The 23620-nt window shown below is 58.3% G+C and carries 18 protein-coding genes; 6 read left to right on the top strand and 12 right to left on the bottom strand.

Annotated elements, in window-relative coordinates:
- Positions 1–12 precede the first annotated feature (12 nt).
- From aroK to tapM, 6 genes are all read right to left on the bottom strand, one after another.
- Positions 13–531, bottom strand: coding sequence for a shikimate kinase AroK (gene aroK / locus ACTG2W_RS18455; protein ID WP_005335014.1), 519 nt, complete (start codon positions 529–531; stop codon positions 13–15).
- 191 nt (positions 532–722) lie between these two features.
- Entirely contained in the window at positions 723–2951 is a 2229-nt protein-coding gene (locus ACTG2W_RS18450) for a type IV pilus secretin PilQ (RefSeq protein ID WP_106842800.1), read from the bottom strand.
- A 16-nt stretch (positions 2952–2967) separates the two neighbouring features.
- Complete coding sequence (locus tag ACTG2W_RS18445) at positions 2968–3501, bottom strand: pilus assembly protein PilP (protein ID WP_005335020.1); 534 nt, start codon at positions 3499–3501, stop codon at positions 2968–2970.
- On the bottom strand, positions 3498–4097 hold the full coding sequence (gene tapO / locus ACTG2W_RS18440) for a PilO family type IV pilus biogenesis protein TapO (protein WP_019446350.1): 600 nt from the start codon (positions 4095–4097) through the stop codon (positions 3498–3500). Before tapO ends, ACTG2W_RS18445 begins: the two co-directional genes overlap by 4 nt.
- Positions 4094–4672, bottom strand: a complete 579-nt coding sequence (gene tapN / locus ACTG2W_RS18435; RefSeq protein ID WP_005353997.1) for a PilN family type IV pilus biogenesis protein TapN — start codon at positions 4670–4672, stop codon at positions 4094–4096. Before tapN ends, tapO begins: the two co-directional genes overlap by 4 nt.
- Positions 4660–5721, bottom strand: coding sequence for a PilM family type IVa pilus assembly protein TapM (tapM, locus tag ACTG2W_RS18430; protein WP_042082638.1), 1062 nt, complete (start codon positions 5719–5721; stop codon positions 4660–4662). The genes tapN and tapM overlap by 13 nt, the downstream gene beginning before the upstream one ends.
- Positions 5722–6021: 300 nt before the next feature.
- Between tapM and ACTG2W_RS18425 the strand changes: the two genes are divergently transcribed.
- On the top strand, positions 6022–8493 hold the full coding sequence (locus tag ACTG2W_RS18425; protein WP_106842801.1) for a penicillin-binding protein 1A: 2472 nt from the start codon (positions 6022–6024) through the stop codon (positions 8491–8493).
- Between the two features lie 49 nt (positions 8494–8542).
- On the opposite strand, the gene oxyR is transcribed toward ACTG2W_RS18425, so the two are convergent.
- The 4 genes from oxyR to ACTG2W_RS18405 form a co-directional block, all read right to left on the bottom strand.
- Complete coding sequence (oxyR, locus tag ACTG2W_RS18420) at positions 8543–9442, bottom strand: DNA-binding transcriptional regulator OxyR (RefSeq protein WP_005354003.1); 900 nt, start codon at positions 9440–9442, stop codon at positions 8543–8545.
- A 156-nt stretch (positions 9443–9598) separates the two neighbouring features.
- Positions 9599–11239, bottom strand: a complete 1641-nt coding sequence (locus tag ACTG2W_RS18415) for a methyl-accepting chemotaxis protein (RefSeq protein ID WP_019446348.1) — start codon at positions 11237–11239, stop codon at positions 9599–9601.
- A gap of 172 nt (positions 11240–11411) precedes the next feature.
- Positions 11412–12056: a DsbA family protein gene (locus ACTG2W_RS18410; RefSeq protein WP_019446347.1), complete on the bottom strand. Its 645-nt coding sequence runs from the start codon at positions 12054–12056 to the stop codon at positions 11412–11414.
- Between the two features lie 74 nt (positions 12057–12130).
- Complete coding sequence (locus ACTG2W_RS18405) at positions 12131–12991, bottom strand: Vmh family MBL fold metallo-hydrolase (protein ID WP_005335035.1); 861 nt, start codon at positions 12989–12991, stop codon at positions 12131–12133.
- Between the two features lie 126 nt (positions 12992–13117).
- Between ACTG2W_RS18405 and ACTG2W_RS18400 the strand changes: the two genes are divergently transcribed.
- Positions 13118–14017, top strand: a complete 900-nt coding sequence (locus tag ACTG2W_RS18400) for a LysR family transcriptional regulator (protein WP_106842802.1) — start codon at positions 13118–13120, stop codon at positions 14015–14017.
- A gap of 66 nt (positions 14018–14083) precedes the next feature.
- Here the strand turns inward: ACTG2W_RS18400 and ACTG2W_RS18395 are convergent, their stop codons facing one another.
- Complete coding sequence (locus tag ACTG2W_RS18395; protein ID WP_005362278.1) at positions 14084–14863, bottom strand: BPSS1780 family membrane protein; 780 nt, start codon at positions 14861–14863, stop codon at positions 14084–14086.
- Between the two features lie 302 nt (positions 14864–15165).
- Here ACTG2W_RS18395 and ACTG2W_RS18390 point away from each other — a divergent pair, with 302 nt between their 5' ends.
- The gene (locus ACTG2W_RS18390; RefSeq protein ID WP_101529520.1) at positions 15166–15987 is read left to right on the top strand and encodes a peptidoglycan DD-metalloendopeptidase family protein; all 822 of its coding nucleotides are present in this window, start codon (positions 15166–15168) and stop codon (positions 15985–15987) included.
- Between the two features lie 88 nt (positions 15988–16075).
- On the opposite strand, the gene ACTG2W_RS18385 is transcribed toward ACTG2W_RS18390, so the two are convergent.
- Positions 16076–17413, bottom strand: coding sequence for an MATE family efflux transporter (locus ACTG2W_RS18385; protein ID WP_106842912.1), 1338 nt, complete (start codon positions 17411–17413; stop codon positions 16076–16078).
- Between the two features lie 155 nt (positions 17414–17568).
- On the opposite strand from ACTG2W_RS18385, the gene mscM reads away from it, so the two are divergent.
- From mscM to ACTG2W_RS18370, 3 genes are all read left to right on the top strand, one after another.
- Entirely contained in the window at positions 17569–20850 is a 3282-nt protein-coding gene (gene mscM, locus ACTG2W_RS18380; RefSeq protein WP_106842803.1) for a miniconductance mechanosensitive channel MscM, read from the top strand.
- A 24-nt stretch (positions 20851–20874) separates the two neighbouring features.
- The gene (locus ACTG2W_RS18375; RefSeq protein ID WP_421309098.1) at positions 20875–21558 is read left to right on the top strand and encodes a glycerophosphodiester phosphodiesterase; all 684 of its coding nucleotides are present in this window, start codon (positions 20875–20877) and stop codon (positions 21556–21558) included.
- 155 nt (positions 21559–21713) lie between these two features.
- Positions 21714–23591: a methyl-accepting chemotaxis protein gene (locus ACTG2W_RS18370; RefSeq protein WP_021229777.1), complete on the top strand. Its 1878-nt coding sequence runs from the start codon at positions 21714–21716 to the stop codon at positions 23589–23591.
- Positions 23592–23620: the final 29 nt, after the last annotated feature.

Genomic DNA, 23620 nt, shown 5'->3' with positions numbered 1-23620 from the left:
ACGTCCTCTAGATTACATACCGATCAGCTTTACAATTTGATTGGCAACGATTTTTGCGCTCTGGTCATCGGTGTGCACAACAAAGTCGGCAACCTCTTCATACAGGGCATTGCGCTCTTGTGCCAGACGTTCCAGCACTTCGCGTGCCGGTTCTTCGGTCTGTAGCAGAGGGCGGCGTTTGTCTCGCTGTGTGCGCGCCAGCTGCTTTTCGATAGTGGTTTCGAGGTAGACCACGATGCCGCGAGCAGACAACTTGTTGCGGGTTTCGCGACTCTTGATGGCACCGCCACCCGTCGCCAGCACGATACCCTGCTGCTCTGACAATTCGCCGATCACCTTCTCTTCGCGAATCCGGAAACCTTCTTCGCCTTCAACATCGAACACCCAGCCGATATCAGCACCACTGCGGCGCTCAATCTCATGATCTGAGTCGAAAAACTCCATATGCAGTTGTTCTGCCAGATGTCTACCTATGGTGCTCTTGCCCGCACCCATGGGACCTATCAGGAAAATATTGCGTTTCTCAGCCATGTCTTTTCGTTAGTAATTACAAACTGTACGACCCCGATGAATACTGGATCGGGGTACCTATGAACCTTATCTTGCGATGGATCAGGAGGGGGATTATCTCAATAGATATCGGGACTGGCAACCGCAGCCCTTACGCCCCAGCCTCATTGGGGCGTAAGGTTATATGTGTTTTACCCTCACATGTAAAGCATTCAGAAGGCGTCGGTGACTATCTTGGGCGTCACGAAAATCAGCAACTCCCGCTTTTTGTTCTCGCTGGTGGTCTTGCGGAACAAGGCCCCCAATCCGGGAATGTCACCCAGCAGCGGCACCTTGGTCACATCGCTCTTTATGGTCTGCTGATAGATGCCGCCCAGCACCAGGGTCTCGCCATTGTTCACCAACACCTGAGTGGTGATGGACTGGGCGTTGATGGAAACCGCATCACCGGTACCGGTCGGTACCGTTTCACCCTTGGTATCCTGGGTCACGGTCAGGTCGAGAATCACCCGATTGTCAGGGGTGATCTGCGGAGTAACCTTCAGGCTCAATACCGCCTTCTTGAAGGTAACCGAGGTAGCGCCACTGGAAGAGGACTCCACATAGGGGATCTCGGTACCCTGCTCGATCAATGCCGGTTTCTGGTTCGCCGTGGTCACACGCGGACTGGCGATAATCTCGGCCTTGCTCTCTTTTTCCAACGCCGACAACTCGAGATCCAGCAAGGTGCCATCAGCCAGACGGGCAACCTGGAAGGCCAAAGTACCGGCCGCATTGGTCACCGGCAAGTTGACGTTGAGCCGATCGTCTGCTGATGGCCGAGGGTTGATCGCCGAGCCACCATTGTTGTTACCAGAGCTATCATTCCCCTCGATGGAACCGGACGTACTGTTGCCATGACCATCGTTTTTGGTCACTCCCCACCGCACCCCGAGCGCTTCATCAAAGCCGTCGTCAATGGTCACCATCCGCGCCTCGATCACCACCTGCTTGACCGGAATATCGAGGATATCGAGCATCCGTTTGATGCTGCTGATGACATCGGCGGTATCCTTGACCACCAGCACGTTGGTTCGCTCGTCCACGCTCACCGCACCACGGGGTGACAGCAACTTGGTACTTTCGGAAGAGAGCAGGGCAGCCACTTCCGAGGCCTTGGCATAGTTTATCTGCAGATACTCGGTATAGAGCGGAGCCAAATCGGCAACCTGATTTCGGCTCTCCAGCTGTTGCTTCTCGCGTGTTGCGATCTCTTCTGCAGGCGCTACCAGCAAGATGTTGTTATCCAGCCGCTTATCCAGACCCCGCACCTTCAAAATAATGTCGAGCGCCTGCTCCCACGGCACCCCATCCAGACGCAGGGTAATATTGCCTGATACCGAATCTGTGGTTACCAAGTTAAGGTTGTTGAAATCGGCAATAAGCTGCAATACGGTACGGACTGGAATATCCTGAAAGTTCAATGAGATGGGCTTTCCCTGATACTGCTTGGATGCCGTGGCCGTCGTCCGCTTTTTCACCTCGATAATGAAGAGCTTGTCTGCCTGATCGTAACGGTAATCAAACTGACCATTGATCGACAGTTCAAACAGGGTATCGCTGCCCTGCCGGGAGACTTCAACCTGAGAGACCGGCGTTGCAAAATCCTGCACGTTGATCAGATTAAGCAAGCCATCCGGTACCCGAGTGCCATGAAACTTGGCCAGTACGGTCTGGCCGCGGCTGCTCACATCAACAGCGGCCGAGCTGTTATCCAGCGTGACCAGAAACTCCCCCTGGCCATCTTTGCCACGACGAAAATCCACACCGGTAACCGAGTTGAAATAGGCGCCGCCCCCACTGCTCTGATAGTTGTTAAGCACCGGCTTGCTGGCAGGCTGTGTGGCTACCGACGTTGTCACGGGTGCAACAGGCATAGACCGGGCAACGACTTGAGGATTGAGCAGCGCCGAGGGAGAGGGTGTGGCCGCCATCGCAGAGGGCGCTGGCACAGGAGTAGCCGAGGTTGCGGGTGCAATCAGCGCGCTCTCACCATTGATGAGCCCGGAAGAGGCCCCCTCGCCCAATGACACCAGTAATTTGTTCCCCTGTTGCTGAACCTGATAGGGGGCCAGCTGATCGAGTGCGATTTTGATATCCAGACCTGCGCCCTTACCCTCAACCTTGATATTATCTACCCCAAGGCGCTGGATCGGCAGCGGGTTCACTTTCAGTGCCCCTACCGCACCGGGAACATGCAACAACAGCTGATTGGGTTGGTAAGAGAGACGATCGGTAAAGCCCGTGACCGGCTCACTAAAACTGAGCTCCACCAGCAATTGATCGGCAAGCAGCGGATTGACCTTGATCTCCTGCAGGGTTGCCACTGCCCACGCCTGACTGAGGGCGCTGGCGCAAAACAGCAAAGCCACTTTGGATACACTCTCGATTGTTGTTCTCATTGCTGTTCGTCCCTGATTATTGTTTTTCTTGCACATTGGCCATCGCCAACTGGGTTTCTCTTGTTACCCAGCACCCCTTCCCGTCCGGAATGGTTTCCAGCAAATCCACGGCAGTGTCAGTGATCTTGATGACCCGGCCCTGATCAAGCCCCATATACTGGTTGAGTCCGACGCGCATCGATTTGCCATCCGGGGTGCTGATCAAGGCCCACAACTGGCCTGCCTTACCCAAAGAACCATGCATCGACAGACTGGCCAGCGAATAATTTTCCAGCACCTCTTTCTCACGATCCATCAGGGTCTGAGCACAATCCGGCTGGGCCTTGGCAGTGCTTGTACTTCCGACCGTCGCCTCAGGCTGGGGAACCATGAAGGGGCTGCGCAACTCGCGTTGCTGGTAGTGCATAGGGGCAAAAGGCTTCAGCTCGGGCAAGGGCTCGATAGGTATGGGTGGCCTTGCTTTGGTCTGGGCGACATAGCTATCCATGTCCTCCTGACCGCCACAGGCCGCCAGCAAGAGGGCAGGTAACAACCAGCAGATGCGTCTCATTGTTTCGGCTCCACTGTTTTACCGTTGTACTTGTAGGTCTTGGCCAACATCGACATCGAAATCAGCTCCCCTTCATCCTTGCTCTGACCCAGAGTGAAGGAGTCAAGGATGACGATACGGGGCAAGGCGGCCATGTCAGCGGTGAACTTTCCAATTTCATGGTAAGTGCCCACTACCTCGATACGCATTGGTAGCTCGGTTGAAAACTCGTGCTTTACCTCTGGCTCCCAGTTGATCCGGTTCAATTTCAAGCCGTTGTCGGTAGCAATAAAGCTGATATCGTCTAGCAGACCGGCGACCTCATGGGTATTGGGCAACTGCTTGAGCTGGGTATCGACCAGTTGCTCAAGCTGGACCATTTGCGCCTTGTATGCCCCCAGGTTGGCAGCCAGCATCGCCTTGCTTTCAAACTGGGCTTTCAGTTCGGTCTCCTTCCCCGCTTCCTGAGTCAAACTGGTCAGTGAGTTGGCAATCACGTAGTAGTAGATGGCGCCGCCGGTCAACACGCAGCAGAAAAAGATGAAGACCCCTTTTGCCCATTTTGGCCAGCTTGCTATGTCATTGATATCCAACTCGTTGAGTTGCTGAAGGTTCATTGTTGCTCCTTGGCCACATTCCCTGCAGCCGCAGCATTGTTGGCGATCAGGAACATCATGGAAAACTGGCTCAATGACACTGGCGCAACATCAGCCGCAAAAATAGTGCTTATCTTTGCCTGACCCAGCCAGCCGGAACCATCAATCCGCCGCATCATGCTGGCCACCCGACCATAGGCTTCGGTCTTGCCATTTACATCAATAATATTGTTCTGCATCGAGAGGGTGTTGAGGTAAACCCCGTTGGGCACCAATGAAGGCAGCTGATTGAAGAGGCGGACGGGCACATTGCGGCGCATCTGCAACTGCTCGATGAGCTGCATCCGATCGATCAGTTCTTTGCGACGCTCTTTGAGCAGACGGATCTCCCCCAGCTGGGCATCCAGAATAGTCATCTCCTGAACCAGCCTCTGGTTGCGCTGCTGCTGGGCGACGATCTGGCGATCAACCAGCCAGTTGGCAAAAAATCCCAGCGCGACCGTGGCCAGCACAAAAATCCCCAGCAAGGCTCCGAACTGTTTCTTTTGGCGCTGGGCCCGGGCTTCACGCCAGGGTAGAAGGTTTATATTTGACATGGTGTGAAACTCCTCAGAGCCAACCCGAATGCCGTCATATATTTAGCACCATGTACCAGCTCGGCCTCCCCTTTCGGCTTGCCAAACAGGGCGAACAGATCCGGGTGCAACACCTCGCAATTGACCTCTTCTTTTACCTGTACCAACAAACCGGGTAGCAGACTGCCTCCCCCCGTCAGCACCAGTTTTGCGATGTCGCGATAACCGGATGAACTGCAAAACAGCTGGATATTGCGCCGCACTTGCTGCAGCAGCGAGTTGATGTGGGGCATCAACACATCCAGCTCATGGTCAACAGGCAAGGTACCTTTGGTTTTAGCCTGCTCAGCCTCATCCAGCGTCATGCCATAAAAGGAGGAGAGCGCCTGGCTGTACTGATCGCCGCCGAAGTTTTGCAAGCGGGAGTAGATCACCTCGCCCTTGACCAGCGCCGCAAAGGTCATGGCACTGGCACCGATATCTATCACCCCGATCGGCCGTTCACTCTCCTGCAATTCGGGCAGACAGGCCACCACGGCACGGCCCAGCGCATGGGCGCCCACATCCACCACCTTGACGGCAATACCGGCTTCGGCAAGGGCGCTGACCCGGCCGTTGACACTCTCGGTGCGGGCTGCGCTCAGCAGCACATCTTGACGATCTTCGCTATTGTTGGTGCTCAGCACCTCAAAATCGAGACTCACTTCATCGAGGGGGAAGGGAATGATCTGCTCGGCCTCCAGCTGCACCTGACTCTCCAGCTCCTTGTCGCTGAGGCGGGCATCAATCTGGATCACCTTGGTTATCACGTTGGAGCCGGTCACCGCAGTGGCGGCATAGTCGCTGTGAGCTGGGATCAGGCGCTTGAGAGTCTTGAGAGATTGGCTGACGCGCTCGATATCCTGCAATTGATAGTCAACCAGCGTCCCTTTCGGGGTGGCAATATCGGCGACAGATTCGAGATGAAGCTTGCCAGGTCGGCCACTGAGGGTAACGGCCTTGATGGTCTGGCTGCCAAAATCAATGCCCACCAGAGGGAGGAGGGATCCCTTGTTAAAAAGCCCAAACATATACACATCCATGCGTTATTTGGTTTTATTCCTGAACAGAGTGTAGGACACCCGATCAGAGGAGTGCTTCACTCATCCTAAATGCTCTAACTATCAATGTCATAAAGTTTATGCCGAAAAGTGACCCATCTCGCTTTCTTCATGGCAAGTGGCCCTCCTTGGTTATTGCTCCCTGTAGTGCTAACCTCTCGCATCCTTTTGAGGTGGGTGGCTCGCCACAGGAAAACCTCGAATTCCCGATGGCAAAAGGGCTATACTCTGCGCCCGTTGGCTAATTTTAAGACGATTGGTAGTTCTTCCATGCTGAAATGGCTCGTTCGCCTGTTTATTGTCATGATGCTGGGTGCTGTGCTGGGTGTTGCCAGCCTCATCGGTATCTACTTCTATATCAAACCCCAACTGCCCGATGTCACCGCACTGCGTGACGTCAAGCTGGCAACCCCGATGCGGGTTTACAGCCGGGATGGGGAGTTGATCGCCCAATATGGCGAAATTCGTCGCATTCCGCTGCGTCTGGACGAAATTCCGCAACCCATGATCGATGCCGTACTGGCGACCGAAGATGCACGTTTCTATGAGCACCCGGGCATTGACCCGATTGGTATCATTCGAGCAGCATCCGTCTGGGCTGTTTCCGGCCATGCCCGTCAGGGGGCCAGTACCATCACCCAGCAGGTTGCCCGCAACTTCTTCCTGAGCAATGAGAAGACCATCATCCGCAAGATCAAGGAGGTCTTCCTGGCTTGGCGGATCGAACAGAATCTCTCAAAAGACGAGATCCTCGAACTGTACCTCAACAAGATCCCTCTCGGTTATCGCTCCTTCGGGATCGGTGCGGCGGCACAGGTTTACTTTGGTAAAGAGGTCAAGGATCTGGGACTGGACGAGATCGCCATCATTGCCGGTCTGCCGAAAGCTCCCTCCATGCTCAACCCCATCCGCTCCCCCGAGCGCGCCTTTGCTCGCCGCAACGTTGTGCTGGGCCGGATGCTGGAAACCGGCAAGATCACCCAGGCCCAGTTTGACGAAGCATCCAAGATGCCGATCAAGGCACGTTTTCACGGCGCCGAAGTGACCCTGCACGCCCCCTATCTGGGGGAAATGGTGCGCCAGAAGATGGTCGAGCAGTTCGGTGAAGATGCCTACACCATGGGCCTGCACGTCTACACTACCGTCTCTGCCGAGCGTCAGCGGGCGGCAAGACAGGCACTGCTGGATGGCGTTTTTGCCTATGATATGCGCCACGGCTATCGCGGCCCGACGGCTCAGTTATGGAAGGCTGGCGAGACAGCCTGGGATTACGAGCAGATCGTCGCTCACCTTGGCAAGCAGCCCACTTATGATCCGCTGATGGCGGCGGTCGTGACCAAGCTCGGTGATCGCAGCGCCACGCTGGTACTGAAGAATGGCAAGGAGGCAGAGCTCGGCTGGAATGGCATCAAATGGGCTCGCTCCTTTATTACCGACGACCGTCAGAGCTATGCCCCAAAATCGGCGCGCGATGTGCTGAAAGTCGGCGCCCAAATCTGGGTACGGGAAGAGGGCGAAGAGTTGCTGCTGGCTCAAATTCCGGATGTGAACGCCGCGCTGGTCGCCATGAACCCGAAAAATGGCGCGCTGGAAGCAGTGGTTGGCGGCTTCAGCTTCGAACTCTCCAAATTCAACCGGGTCGATCAGGCGCGTCGCCAGATCGGTTCCAATATCAAGCCTTTCCTCTATGCGACCGCGCTGGAGCACGGCTATACCCTGGCGTCGCTCATCAACGATGCGCCGATCAACCAATGGGATCCGTCAAAAGGGCCCATGTGGCAGCCCAAGAACTCCCCGGCCGTTTATGATGGCCCCACCCCGCTACGCCTGGGACTGGCCAAGTCCAAGAACGTGATGTCGGTTCGACTGATGCGCGCCATCGGTCTGGATACCTATATCGACGGTCTGACACGCTTTGGCTTCCCCCGCGACTTCATCTCTCCCCATGAGTCGCTGGCGCTGGGTGCTGCCGAATTCACCCCCCTCGAGGTAGTGCGTGGTTACTCGGTTCTGGCCAACGGTGGCTTCCTGGTGACCCCATACTTCATCGACAAAGTGACCGACAGTCTTGAGAACACCCTCTATCAGGCCAACCCTGCTATTGCGTGCACCACCTGCGAACAGCAGGCTGCACCCGAGCAGAGCACACTGCCGGAGCCAACTGTTGATGGAGCCGCACAAGATGGCACTCAGACCCCTCTCGCGCCAACCATCGCCCCGCATACCATCAGTGCCCAGAGTGCGTTCCTGATCACCGACACCCTGAGCACAGCCATCTGGGGTGGCAACGGCTGGCGTGGTACCGGCTGGCGTGCAGCCCGCGACCTGAAACGTCACGACATCTCCGGTAAAACCGGTACCACCAACGAATCGCGGGATGCCTGGTTCTCCGGCTACACCCCGGAGATCGTTGCTACCTCATGGATCGGTTTTGACAACCACCAGCGTGGCCTTGGCCGTGCCGAGTTTGGTGGCGGCGCCGCGCAGCCTATCTGGATCGACTTCATGAACGTCGCCCTCAAAAAGCTGCCTGAGCACAAGATGCCGGTTCCCGAAGGGATCATGACGGTGAAGATTGATAGCGAAACCGGACTGCTGGCGACCAGTGGCGGCACCGACGAATACTTCAAGGAAGGGACCGAACCGACCCGCTACGCAGCACCGAGCTCGGATGGCAATCAGGTCTACGGTGGTGACAACCCCGATGTGGAAGGGCCTGTCTCAACCGACGATATCTTCTAAGCTGCTCTTGCGGCAGAAGCAAAACCGGCAGCCTTGGCTGCCGGTTTTTTTATTGGGCCAACTGCTTGCTCATCAGTGTGGCGATCGAGGCGGCTAACTCATTGAAGCAGGGGCGACGCACCGAGTAGTGACGATAGAGCAGCGAGATGGTTCGCCCCGGCACAGGGTCAACCACGGGCCGATAGCTCACCCCACCCTCATCATGATCGGCAGGTACGGCCAACTTTGGCACCAGGGTCATGCCGCTACCGGCGGCCACCATGTTGCGCAGGGTCTCGAGACTGGTCCCCTTGAAGCGTTGATCCTCACCTATCCCGCCGGCGAAACAGAATCCCATCGCCTGATCCCGCAAACAGTGGCCATCAGCCAGCATCAGCAATTTCTTGCCCTTGAGATTGCCAAGCGGTACCTGTCTGGCCTGTGCTTCGGGGTGATGGCAAGGCACCGCCAACCACATCGGCTCGTGGTAGAGCTGGATTGAACCAAACCCCTCCATCCCCGGCATCTCGGCCAGAATGACACAATCCAGCTCCCCCTCTTCCAGCCGTTTGAGCAGGGTTTGGGTCTGCTCCTCGTAAAGGTAGAACTCCAGCTGGGGAAAACGCTCACGCAGGGTCTGGATAATGCGGGGCAACAGGTAGGGGCCCACGGTCGGAATAAAACCGATATGGATCTCCCCGGACATCGGCTCGGAGAAGTGCTGACCGATGCTCTTGAGCTCGCGCACCTCCTTGAGCACGCGACGCGCCTGATGGGCCATGGCATCACCAGCCGGAGTAAACAGCACCTTGCGCGAGGTACGTTCGATCAGAATGACCCCGAGTTCATCCTCCAGCTTGCGCAGCTGGCCGCTCAGGGTGGGTTGACTGACAAAGCAGCGTTCAGCGGCTTTGCGAAAATGTTTTTCCTCATCCAGCGCCACCAGATATTCGAGATCGCGAAGATTCATACAGCAAGAGTCCTGCCTGGAAAATGGGCCATCAGCATGCACAATATCGTCCGGCGGGACAAGTCATCCACTTGCAGTGAGCCTCTCTGGCTACCCCTCCAAAACAGAAAAGCCCGATCACCTTGCGGTAATCGGGCTGTTTGGCTCGCCGAGGGATTACACCCTGAAACGGCGCACCATATCCTGCAACTGGGTAGCCAAATGGTTCAGCTCGTTGCACGCCTGAGCCATCTGGGTGGCACCAGCGGCCACCTCTTCGGAAGCATGGCTGATATTGACCACGTTGCGGTTGAGCTCCTCGCTCACCGCTCCCTGCTCTTCGGTGGCCGTTGCAATCTGGATGTTCATGTGGGAGATGCTGCTGACCGAACCACTGATCTGGGAGATGGACTCGCCCGCTTCCCGCGCGGTAGCAACCGTGGTGTTCATCAGCTCCTGACTCTGTTGCATGGTACTGCCGGCCTGTTCGGCACGCTGCTGCAACTCGGCAATGATGGTGTTGATCTGGGAGGTGGAGTCCTGAGTGCGCTTGGCCAGAGTACGCACCTCATCGGCCACCACCGCAAACCCCCGTCCCTGCTCACCGGCACGGGCCGCTTCAATCGCCGCGTTCAATGCCAGCAGGTTGGTCTGTTCGGCAATACCGCGGATCACCTCCAGCACCATGCCGATATTACGGCTGTCATCGCCCAGTTGGCGGATCACTACCGCAGTGCTCTCGATAGCACCGGCGACCCGTTCAATACGTTGAATGGAGTCATTCACCGTTTGCGCACCAAGTTCGGCCGTCTCACTGGCAGAGGTGGCGGCACTGGCCGCATCGCTGGTGTTGCGCGAGACCTCCTGCACCGTAGCCTGCATCTCGTTCATCGCCGTCGCCAGCTGGTTCAGTTCATGTTGTTGGGCATTCATATTGTTGGCTGACTGGCTGGCAACAGAGCTGATCTCTTCCGCGGCGGAACTCAGTTGAACCACAGAGCCCGACACTTCACTCACTAGGGTGCGCAGATTGGTCTGCATCTCACCAAACCCTTTGGCAAGGGTTCCCAGTTCATCATTGTTGAACTGCTGCATATCGATGCGGGAGGTGAGATCACCAGAGGAGACCCGCCGGGTCTGTTCCAGCAACGCCATCACCGGATTGCGGATCTGACCGGTCAGCAGCCAGGCAATTGCCACCACAAAACCCAGCGTCACCAGACTGACAATGACGCTCATGGTTCTGGCACTGCTGTAGAGCGCCTCCACATCTTTTGTCATCTGGGCCGCAATCTCGTTATTGATTTCCCGCAGGCGGAAGGATTTTGCTCCCACCTCCTCCAGCGCGACCCGGGTTTCGTTTTTGCGCAGACTTCTGACTCGCTCCAGATCGCCAGCAGCGAAGGCGCTCAACAGTTGGTCATGCACCGCAAAATACTTGGCCCCCGCCGCAACCACCTGCTCATAAACCTGTTTCTCTTCACCTGTAGTGAAAGCTAAAGCGCCGTATTTTTGGGCTGCTTGCTCAAATTCCTGCCTGGCCTTATTGAAGGTCAGGGTGCGATCGCTTACCTCTTGATCATCCTTATTCAGGCCACCGATAACCTGGGCCAACTCAGAGCGGCGCGCATCCAGAATGGCAACATGCATTTGGCTGGCATAGCGGGTTGACGGGAGCAGGTTGTCAGTTATGGTTTCGGTATCACCATAGAGCTTTGCCAACTGGCTGATGGAGAACCAGGCCAAGCCCAGTACCAGCAGTGCCAGGATGGCGAATCCGGCACTCAGTTTCTGGCCGATAGACATGTTTTTGAACATATGGGGGCTTCCTTGAAATGAGTCTGCACTCCCGCAACATCCGCCGGGAATGGTCACATAGAGCATAGTCTGCAAGCAGAAAGTCGAAGGCTTTCATATCGCTTCTGCATACAGGAATATCGGCCCGTTCACTCCACTTCTAAAGAGACCTTGTCCGTTCACATTCTAATAACTATTCCATCAACTCTAGAAGATGCTGACGCAACCCGGCAGGATCGCCCAAAAAGTCAGCCACTCGCACAGCACTCACCTTACCGTTGTGCATCAACCCAAGGGTGGGATAACCCTGACCGCCCAGCCGTTTCATCCAGCCCTGGCTATCTGCCAGATGTTGCAGCAAGGGGGCCTGCAGATAAGCTTGCTGGAATGCCTCGGCTGCAATCCCCTGCTCTGCCGCCAGCGTGGCAAGAAACGCAGGCTCACCAATCCAGATCCCGTCCCGATAGTGGGATTGCTGGATCCGGTGCAACATGACCAGCCCATCGCCCCCCAACGCCGTGACGGCCAAAACCGCACGGATCGGCGACTCGGAGTCCAGCAGACAGCCCTCCCGCAGCAGCAGTTCGTTAAAGTAGCGCTCGCCAAAATGCTGGCCGGTCAGCGCCTCGATCCGCTGATCATGGGGGCGCACATAATCACGCAATGCCTCGCCCATAGGCTGACGGCGACTACCCAGCCAGAGACCGCCCGCATGCAGCTCGATCTTGAGCCCAGCAATGGTGGCTGCCGCCTGCAACAGGGGGGCGGCACCGTAGCACCAGCCACAGAGCGGGTCATAGACATAATGGAGGGTGGTTTGTTGTTCGCTCATCTTCATTCTCACTTCAATCTCGGATAAAAAACCGGGCCCTTAGGCCCGGTAAAAAACACAGGGAAAGCAGGCTCAGTGGCTTACCACTTCATCTCGCCGGTATTGACCTTGGCACCGATGGCCAGACCATCGTCAACCGGCAGTGCCGGATAGGCTTTCTTCAGAGCCTCAATCAGCTCACCGGAGTTTTTCGCCTTGGCCAGCTCCTGTTCGAAACGCTCTACATAGTCACGGGTAAAGGTCACAGCAGCAGTGCCTTTGGGAGCAGTCCCCAGGAAGTGGCCCGGTACCACGCGCTCGGGTTTCAGGGCCAGCAGGTTATCCAGCGCCTTGACCCAGTTACTGCGGGCCGCCTTGGTCTGGCTGTCCGCCATCCAGACATGTACCCCGTGGTAGACCGGTACACCACCAAAAGCAGTCTTGATGGAAGGGGCCCAGAGGTAGGCATTCGGGGTATTCATCTCCTTGATTTCAATCTTCTCGCCATCCAGCGTCAGGTGGCTGGCGGTCATCACTTGCGGCACGGTCAGGCTCTTCGGTGCGCCCTTCCCGAGGATTGGGCTCCAGTAGCTCAGCTTGGCATCCTTGGTCTGGTTGATATGGTCAACCACATGCTGATCGGCCAGCACTTTGACATCCGGGAACGCCGCCATAACTGGCTCCAGACCGAAGTAGAAGTCGGGGTCACCGGCACTGATATAGACAGTGGTCAGCTTCTTGCCACTCTTCTTGATCATGTCGACCAGCGCCTGACCATTTTGCACATCGAATTGGGCATCGATCAGGATCGCCTCTTTGTCACCGGTCACCAGTGAGGAGGAGACCGGGAAGATCGCCTTCTCGCCAGGGTTGTAGACGGTCACGCTCAGGGGGGCGGCCAGTGCGGCGCCACTCAGCAGGGTGGTCGCCAGAGTCAGGTTGCGGATCAGGGTGTTGTTCATCATCTATTCCTCATTAAGTATTCGGGGGTTCATTTGATGGACACAGTGTATTGGATCACTTAAGGTGCAAATACAGCATAAAAAGCGCATCACTGTTGCACATATCGAACATATAGAGAGCCGTACATGGATCGACTGACCGCCTTGCGGGTCTTTGTCAGCGTAGTCGAACAAGGAAGCCTGAGCGGCGCCGGAGAGAAACTGGATATGTCGCGCGCCATGGTGTCGCGCTATCTGGCCGAGCTGGAGAGCTGGATGGGTGCCCGCCTGCTGCACCGCACCACCCGTCGTTTGAGCCTGACAGGGCCAGGAGAGGAGGCGCTGAACCGGGCCCGCGCCATGCTGGCACTCGGCGAAGAGATGGAGCAGATCGCCGTGAAGGGAGATGACGCCCCCAAGGGACAACTGCGGATCACCAGCAGCTACTCCCTGTCAGAAGCGCTGCTGGTCGGGGCGGCCAACGACTATCTGGCGCAATACCCGGGGACGGCCATCGACATTCTGCTGCTCGACAGAACCGTCAATCTGGTAGAGGAGCGGATCGATCTGGCGGTGCGCATCACCAACGACCTCGACCCCAATCTGGTGGCACGCCGTCTCGGCACCTGCCACTCGGTAGTCTGTGCCAGCCCGACCTATCTGGCCCGTCATCCAATGCCACACAAGGTGCAGGATTTGGCGCTGCACAACTGCCTCACCTACACCTACTTTGGCAAGAGCCTGTGGGAGTTCAATGGACCGGACGGTCCCGAGTCAGTGCCGGTCAGCGGTAACCTGAGCGCCAATATCTCCAACCTGCTTCTGGAAGCAACGTTGGAAGGCGCAGGGATCAGCCTGCAACCCCGCTACTCGGCACAACCCTATCTGGAGCGTGGGGAACTGGTGCCCCTGCTGACCGACTGGCAACCCAAGCGCCTCGGGGTCTACGGGGTGTATGCCACCCGCAAGCAGATGTCGCCACTGCTGCGCAGCTTCCTCGATTTTCTGCTGGCCCGCATGGCGGCGGATCCCATCTGGCAGGAGTGAGCACACCTCAAACCCGATCATGAAGAAGGGGCCGCTGCGGGCCCCTTCTTCACTCTGATCCCTTGATCAGGCTTCAAATCCGAATGGTTCTGAGTGCGGCGCTTCCGGCTGCGCACTCTCGTCCAGGAAAATATCCCGATAAGCCACATAGATGGAGTAGTTGAGCGCCGGGATCACCACCAGCAGACCTACCAGCAACAGCACAGCGCCAAACAGCAACAACATGGCTGAGAGCAGCCCCCACCAGAAGAAGGGCCACATATTGCGCCAGCAGCCGAAGAAGCTCAGGCGTACCGCCTGGATGATGCCTATATCGTGGTGGTAGATCAGCGCCGGAGCAAAGGTGACCCCCATCAGCACGGGAATGATAAGCAGCATCCCCACCAGCAACACCAGCAGCAGTTGTTGCAACTGGCTGGCAGAGACCACCATGCTCTCGGGATCCTGCGTCAGCAGCGGGAGCAGCCCCCACATGGAGAGCAGACCGAGACAGACGAGGCCCACCAAGCTGAACAGCAGCAACACCAGCAGACCACCTAGCATCAGCGGAGTCAGCTTGTGGCGAAAACCGGCGAAGAGATCGGCAAACTGCAGCGGCTCCCCCCGATAACCCCGAGCGGCAACCGCCACCCAACCCGCGCCCCACACCATGTAGAGCAGCTGGGAGATAAGGCCACCCGCCGGCAGTTGCTCCAGCAGCATGCCCACCATAAACCAGACCAGCACCATGGCCACGCTGATCCCCATCCCCTTGTTGAAGATATCGAACCCGCTGCGAACCCAGAGCCAGCCACGACCTGTCGTGTACCGGGCCGGAGTGGTGCGCAAAGGGGGTAATCCGTTCATATCGTCTCCTCGGAGTGTCGGTGGCATCAGTGCCGGAAGCCGATTCTAGAGCCAGGGAGGGGGCGACTCAATGGCGAAGCGGCCCGACCACGACATAAAACCTGACGCAGCGATACACAAAAGGGGCGTCAGCCACGCCCCGCCTCTGGCTGCCCCGACCATAACGAGGCACAATCTGCCCCCTTCCCCAGCCGCGCCTGTCGTGGCCAGCGTGCCGTGGTCACCCTTTAGTGATCGACGAATGCCGGACAGGGGGTTGTCATCCCGCCATCCCGGGCGTTTTAACATCGAGTGGTATCGTCATGAGAGTTGTGTGTTGTCTGTTGTTGTTACTGGCCAGCCAGTCGGCCCTGGCCGAGGGTTTTATCAGCCGTCTGCTCAACCATCCGGTGCCAGGTGGCGTTGCGGTGATCCCTCTTGGCGCGTCACCCACTGCCCCCACGGCCCGCTATCACGACAAACCCGTGCTGGTGGTGCGCGAAGACAACCAGTGGATCGCCATCGTCGGCATCTCTCTGAAAAGCACGCCCGGTGCCCAACAACTGACCACAGGTGATGGCCGTACTCTCGGCTTCACCGTGACCCCCAAGCACTACCGCGAGCAGCACATCAAGCTCAAGAACAGCCGTCAGGTCAATCCGCTCGCCGAGGATATGACCCGCATCAACCGCGAGCTGGCGGAGCAGACCCGGGCTTACCAGACCTTCAGCCCCAACCAGCCTAGCAACCTGCTGTTCGACAAGCCGGTCAACGGCCCCCTCTCCAGCCCGTTTGGCCTGCGTCGCTTCTTCAATGGCGAGGAGCGCAACCCCCATTCCGGCCTCGACTTCGCAGTCGGCGCCGGCACCCCGATCAAGTCCCCCGCCGCAGGCAAGGTGATCCTGATAGGCAACTACTTCTTCAATGGCAATACCGTCTTTGTCGACCACGGTCAGGGGCTCATCAGCATGTTCTGCCACATGTCAAAGATCGATGTGAAGCTCGGCCAGAGCCTGCCGCGTGGCGGCATCGTCGGGCGAGTCGGTTCGACCGGTCGCGCCACCGGCCCCCATATGCACTGGAACGTCAGCCTCAACGACACCCGGGTCGATCCCGCCATCTTTATCGGCGCCTTCAAGCCCTGAATCGGCAGAGCCCGTTAACAAAATATCCTCTAACAAAACAGGCAGCCCATGGCTGCCTGTCTGCTATCTGCACGTCGAACCTGATTACCTATCCGGCCAGCGCGTGGGCGCCGGACTCCCGACGCATCGCCCGCCACATCACCAACACCAGCAATGAGCTGCACGTTGGCAATGCCAGCCAGACCCCGGGCACGCCCCACAGGGTCGAGAACCCCCACAAGAAACCGCCGATCAGCACCAGCTTGCCACCGGTGAGCAGGGAGGCGATGCGGGCCCGATTGATGGCCTGGAAGTAGGTGGCCCCCACCAGCAGCAAGCCCTCCATCGGCAGCCCCCAGAAGTAGAGCCAGATCCCGAGGCTCGCCACCGGCAGCAGGGTGGCGTTGTCGCCGGCAAACAGATAGACCGCAGCCTCCGGCCACAGATAAAGCGGGAACATGGCGCACAGGGCGATCCCCAACGTCACTCCGAGTGCCAGATTGCGGATCCGCAGCACCCGCCGCCAGTGACCGGCGCCCGCGTTGAAGCTGGCGATGGGCTGGATACCCATGGCGATCCCCTCAAACACCAGATAGAAGAAGGCCTCGGTGTAACTGATCACCCCGTAGGCCGCCACATGCAGCGAAGTGCCGACCGCCAGCAACGCCTTGTTGTGCAGCGCCAGCACCACAGAGAGATAGAGGTACATCAGAAAACTGGAGACCCCGAGGCGCACCGTTTCGCCCATCAGCCGCAGATCGGGGCGCAAGGTGTCCCAGCTTATCCGCAGCTGGCTACGCGGTGTGAAGAAGTGCCACAGGCAGGCAAGGCCCGTCACTGCCTGGGAGAGCATAGTGGCCGTCGCCACCCCGGCCAGTCCGAACGGAAACACCACCATCAGCAGATAGTCGAGCAGCACGTTGAGCAGCCCCCCGACTACCATGATGAGGGTGACAAAGCCAGGGCGGCCATCGTTGCGCAGCAGCGAGCTGAACGCCATCGACAGCACCGCAAAGACGCCCAGCCAGGCGTAGGCCTGCAGGTAGGAGAGCCCGGCGGTGAAGATCTCCCCCTCAGCCCCCATCCAGGCCAGCATGGGCTCGCCATAGCGGATCCCGATAAAACTGAGCAGTGCCGAGGCCAGCAACACCATCACCAGCGCATTGCCGACGATGTGGCGGGCTTTGGCCGGGTTGCCCTGCCCCAGATAGAAGGAGACCAGCGACGAGGCCCCCATGCCGATCAGCGCCCCCACCGCATAGAGCACGGCGCAGATGGGATAAGCCAGCATCAAACCGGCCATGCCATCCTGACCCAGCACATGGCCAACGAAGATGCCATCGATGGTGACATAGATGCCGGTGATCAGCATGGCCGCCACGGTCGGGGTTACGTAACGCCAGAAAAGGCGAGATAGCGGGGCTGTGCCCAGATCAACAGCTGACATATTCGACTCGGTGGAGAGAAAGCGGCCGGGATCATAGCGAAACGGCAGCACGACTTCCTGTTATTTGTGTTATGAATCATTAATATAGACTGCTTTACCCGCCTCCCTGCCCTGTTTTAGGCTAGGGCCACCTCTTCTGAACGGAAACGAGCCTCATGTTGCAACGCCTGCTCACCCTCTTGCTGCTCTCCCTTATCTTGTTGTCGCCAGCCGTGCGCGCCGACGATGCCATTGCCCAGGCCGAATCCCTGTTGCAGAGCGTGCCCAAGAGCGATACCCCGGAAAACCAGAAGCTGCGGGAGAGCTACCAGCAGGCGCTGCAATTTGCCAGAGAGGCCGAGCGTTACCGGGAGCAGAGCAAAGCCTATCAACAGATCCTTATCGATTACCCCAAGGAGTCGGCACGCCTCAAGGAGAGCCTGCACAACTATCAGCCCGCCGCTCGCCCGCCGCTGGCGAGCCTCAAGGAGGAGGCGCTGCGCCAGGCCATTGGCTTGAGCAGCAACCGCCAGCTCAACCTGCGCAAGGAGCGGCAGGGGGTGATGGACAGCCTCAACCAGCTGGAGAGCACCGGTCAGGAGTATCACCTGCGGGTGGACGATCTGCGCAAACAGCTACAACTGACCCGCAGCCAGCTGGAGCGACTGAGCTTCAGCAGCGAATCGGATCGCCAGCAGGAGGCCCAACTGCTGCTGACCAGAATGAAGGAGCAGAGTCTCTCCGACCGGATCCAGATGCTGGAGCTGGAGCAGCTCTCGGCCCAGCAGCGCAACGATCTCGGCAAACTGAAACTGCAGGAGCTCAATCTGGCCATCGCCGACGAGGATGAGTGGCAAGCCAGCCTGCTGACCCAGCAGAACCAGCTGCGGCGGGAGAAGACTGAGCAGGCGCTGGAGGAGAGCGAACGGCTGCGCAAACAGCTCACCACCGACATGCCGCTGCTGCTGGAGCAGCAACAGCAGAATCAGGCGCTCTCTATCCAGCTCGGCACACTGGAAGATCAAATTGAGCGGGTGCAGGATGAACAGCGCAGCGTCGACAAGAATCTGTTTGAGCTGAATGAGCTGGTCAACTCGGTGCGCGAACAGCTGGAGTGGCTGCAGATCAGTAATGCCTACGGCGAGAACCTGCGCAGTAAACTCTCCGATCTGCCCCCCCAGTTCCCCCTCGACAAGCTGGAGTCCGCCATCGTCAGCGCCCGCATGGCCAAGTACCAGTACGAGAGCGAGCAGGATGGGCTCAAGGATACCCGCCAGCTGCGCGACAAGCTGATGGCCGAAGAGGAGGTGACGCTGGATCGGCCGCAGCAAGCGGTGCTCGACAACCTGCTCAAGGCCCGGCGCCAACTGCTGACCCGGCTCAACGACGCCTCAGACACCCTCATTCAGGAGCAGACCCGTCTCAAGCTGCTCTACAGTCGCCAGAACAGCAAGATCGACGAGATCCGCGAAATAAGCGCCAGCCACCTGTTCTGGATGCCCGATGTGCGCCCCTTTACCCCACAGGTGATGCTCGGCATTCCCGCCGCGCTGACCCTGGCCTTCAACCCGGATAACTGGCTGCAACTGCCCTACGCCATCGCCGAAAACAGCCCGCTGAGCCTCACGCTAGCCGGTATTGGTCTGCTGGTGCTGGCCTGGAGCTGGTTCAAGCTGGCCCGTCATCTGAGCCTCTATTGCGACGATATTGCGCCGCGGATCGGCAAGGTAACTCAGGACAAATTCAGCCTCACCAGCCGCTTGCTGCTGCGCTCCCTACTTGCTGCCCTCCCCTTGCCCGCCATGGTACTGATGGTGCGCGGCCTGCTCGAAGGGGCCTGGCAATACCCGTTTGCGGTGGCGGTGGCGCGCGGTCTTGGCGAGATCTGGTTTCTGCTGCTGGCGCTGGTGATGGCCCGCCACCTGACGCTGGAGCGGGGGATTTTGATCCACCACTTCCGCTGGCCCCGGGAACAGGTGCAAAAGGTATGGGGGCAGTTTCGCACCCTGCTGCTGGTGCTGATCCCGAGTTTCTTTGTGCAAGGGATGGCCAACAGCTATCAGGAGCACGCCTTCTACGACTCCCTCGGCCGGATGGCCTTCATGATCGGTGCACTCTGGCTGCTGCTCTTCTTTGCCCGCCTCAACCGGGAGCGGCTGCCGCTCACCTGGGGCCAGACCGACATGACCAAGCCCCATCTGCTGCACCACTTCATCTGGAACAGCCTGATGCTGGCGCCACTGCTGGCGGTGATTGGCGCTCTGTTTGGCTACTTCTATACCTCGCGCACCCTGCTGCGCCAGCTGGAGCTTAGCCTGCTGATGGGGCTGGGTTGCCTGCTGGTCTACTATCTGGCCAGACGCTGGATGCTGATCCAGCGCCGCCGCCTCGCCTTCGAGCGTGCCAAGAGCAAGCGGGCCGAGATCCTGGCCCAGCGCGGCCGGGAAGAGGGGCATGACGAGCTCAGCTCCGAGACCCCGGACGTGGTGGAAGAGACTGAGCTGGATCTGGATACCATCAGCGCCCAGTCGCTGGGACTGGTGCGCACCCTGCTGATGCTGGGCTTCACCATGCTGGTGGTGGTGCAATGGTCGGATCTCAACTCCGCCTTCAGTTTCCTCAGCAATATCGAGGTGTGGCAGGTGAGCAGCAAAATTGGCGGCATCGAGCAGCTCTCGGCCATCACCTTGCAGGATCTGATGCTGACCGCCTTCGTTTTCATTCTGACCGTGGTGACTGCCCGCAACCTGCCGGGGCTGATGGAGCTGACCCTGCTGCAACACCTCAGCCTCTCCCCGGGTACCGGCTTTGCCCTCACGACCACCAGCAAGTATCTGGTGATCCTGATCGGCGCCCTCACCGGCTTCTCCATGCTCGGCATCGACTGGTCGAAGACCCAGTGGCTGGTCGCCGCCCTCTCGGTGGGGTTGGGTTTCGGTCTGCAGGAGATCTTCGCCAACTTTGTCTCCGGCCTCATCATCCTGTTTGAGAAGCCGATCCGGCTCGGTGACACGGTCACCATCCGCGATCTCACCGGCACCGTCACCAAGATCAAGACCCGGGCCACCACCATAGTGGATTGGGATCGCAAGGAGATCATCGTGCCCAACAAGGCCTTCATCACCGAACAGTTCATCAACTGGTCGCTCTCCGATGCCATCACCCGGGTCAAACTGAAGATCCGGATCGGCCTGACCCGGGATCCGAAACTGGTGCAGCGCATTCTGGAGGAGTCCATCCAGGCATCAGCTCTGGTATTGGAGACACCGACGCCAGAGGTGTTCCTGATCGAATTCACCGACTCGGCGCTGATCTACGAGATCCGCCTCTACGTCAACAACATGGATCATCGAATGCCCATCACTCACGAGGTTCACTCGCTGGTGCTGGAGAAGATGCAGCAGCAGGGACTTACCCTGCCCCATCAACAGATCGACATTCACCTGAGCCGCGGCTGACCCGCGAGGTAGAAGGAGCAGAACATGCAGATTATTGCCCATCGTGGCGCCAGCGGTCTGGCACCGGAAAACACTCTCAAGGCGATGGCCAAAGCGCTGGAGCTGGGAGCATCAGCCATCGAGATCGACGTGCAGGGGGCCGATGGCGAATTGTGGGTATTCCATGACAGGCGGCTGGAGCGCTGCACCAACGGCAAGGGGGTGCTGACCGAGCAATCCCGCTCCTATCTGGAGCAGCTCGATGCCGGTGAGGGAGAGGTGATCCCGACCCTGTGGCAGGTGATGGAGATCATCGCCGGACGCTGCGAGTTGCACATCGAGCTCAAGGGGGCTCATACCGCCGATACGGTGGCAGCCCTGACCCGACGGGCAGAAGCCGAGCTGGGCTTTACTCCCGGGCAGTGGGTGGTCTCCTCCTTCCATCACCGGGAGCTGGCCCGATTTGCCGCCTTGCGGCCCGATATCCGGCTCGGTGCCCTGACCGCCAACCTGCCGCTCAACCTGGCGCAGTTTGCCGACAAGCTGGGAGCCTGGTCCATCAATTGCGATGTTGATTTTATCGACGCCGCGCTGGTCGATGATGCACATCGCCGGGGGCTCAAAGTTCTGGTTTATACCGTTGATTATCCAGAAGATTATGAAACGCTCTCTAGCATGGGGGTCGATGGAATCTTCACCAATCGACCAGATCGTTTTCTGACACAGTGAGGGGGCGATACGCGCATGGATAACCACTGATTTAGGCACTAACTTTAAATAGCTGACCGGGATACAAAGAGTTCAACTTCAGCCGATAAACAGAGGCTCATAACAATAACTAGATTCCACACACACTTCAGACTGACGCTCACAAGGATGTAACTATGAACTTATCCATTAAAAACAAGCTTGTCCTGGCTATCGGGGTCATCATCCTGGTGATCACCTGCCTGCAGGTCTGGTACAACACCTCGCAACTGCGCAGCGAGACCCAGCGACTGGTCTGGAACATCATCGACGAAAGCTCCATGGCCAACGTCAAGGGGATCTCCCGCTGGGTCGACTCCCGGATCAGCATGGTCAGCACCACCAAGGAAGCATTCGCCAAAGAAGACGAGCCCATCAGTCATCTGGCCCAGTCCATGAATGCCGGTGGCTTCGACCTGGTCTATGCCGGTACCGCAGACGGCAAGATGATCCAGAGCAAACCAACCGATTTGCCCGCCGGTTATGACCCACGTCAACGCCCCTGGTACAAGGACGCGGCCGCCGCAGGCAAGCTGGTCATCACAGCCCCCTATGCCGACATCTCCACCGGCCAGCTGATTGTCACCATTGCCGAGCCGTTCCAACGCGGCAATACCCAGGGGGTCATCGCCGGTGACGTCTCCATCAGCTCACTGATCTCGGACATTCTTGCGGTCACCACCGAGGGCACCTACGCCATGCTGGTGGACAGCAATGGCACCATCATCGCGCACCCCGATGCCTCCCTGAGCCTGAAATCCGCTACCGCTCTGGCACCGGAACTAACTGCGGCCTACATCAATCAGGTCGCCCATGACGGCATGATCAACGAGCTGGTGATCAGCGGCAAGAAAGAGGTCTACGACTTTAATGCCATTCCCAATACCAACTGGTATTACGGCATGATGGTGGATGAAGAGATCGCCTACCAGTCGGTACGCCGCATGGTTACCTCCTCCCTCATTCAGGGGCTTATCACCATACTGATCGTGGCAGGCTTCTCCTATGTCGCCATCAACGGCTCACTGGCCCCTCTGAAAACCCTGGGCGAAGCGATTGCCGATCTCTCCCGTGGCAACGGCGATCTGACCCGCCGGATCAAGATTGAACGTGAGGATGAAGTAGGCGCGGTTGCCAAACACGTCAACACCTTCATCGAGCGGATCCATGTGATGGTGCAGGATATCTCCAACTCCTCCGGCCAGCTCAACCAGCAGGCCAAGTCCTCCCACAGCATGGCGGAGAAGGCCAATCAGGGGCTGGCACGCCAGCAAAACGAGATCTCCCAGATCGCCACTGCGGTACACGAGATGTCAGCCACCGCAGTCGAGGTCGCCAGCAACGCCGAGCAGACCGCCGAAGCGGCACGCAGCTCCTCCAGCAGCTGCGAGCATGGCAAGCAGGTGATCGCCCGCAACCAGCGCTCCATCACCGATCTGGCCACCCAGGTGGAACAGGCCTCCAACATCATTCAGGAACTGGAGAAAAATGCTCAGGAGATCAACACCATCCTCTCCACCATTCAGGGCATCGCCGAGCAGACCAACCTGCTGGCACTCAACGCCGCCATCGAAGCGGCCCGTGCCGGTGAACAGGGCCGCGGCTTTGCGGTGGTAGCCGACGAAGTGCGCGTCCTGTCACAGCGTACCCACAGCTCCACCGTCGAGATCCGCAATATGATCGAAACCCTGCAACGCAATACCCAGGGAGCGGTCAGCACCATGCACGAAGGCCAGCTGCTGGCCCAGAACAGCGTGGATGACGCCAACAACGCCACCCATGCACTGGAGCAGATCACCACCTCGATCAACCAGATCTCCGACATGGCGACCCAGATCTCCAGCGCGGCTGAAGAGCAGCGGGCCGTCACCGACGAGGTAAGTCGCAACATTCAGGCAGTGAAAGATGTCTCGGACGAACTGGCAGTAGATGCAGACAGCTCACGCCATCTCTCTGAACAACTTAAAAATATTTCGGGTGAACTGAGCAATCAGGTCGGCATGTTCCGCATTTGAGCATGAGCAAAAGGGGCCGTACAGGCCCC

This window comes from Aeromonas sp. 96A (assembly GCF_051919165.1).
GTDB lineage: Bacteria > Pseudomonadota > Gammaproteobacteria > Enterobacterales > Aeromonadaceae > Aeromonas > Aeromonas veronii.
This window is presented reverse-complemented; position numbering and strand designations above follow the sequence as displayed.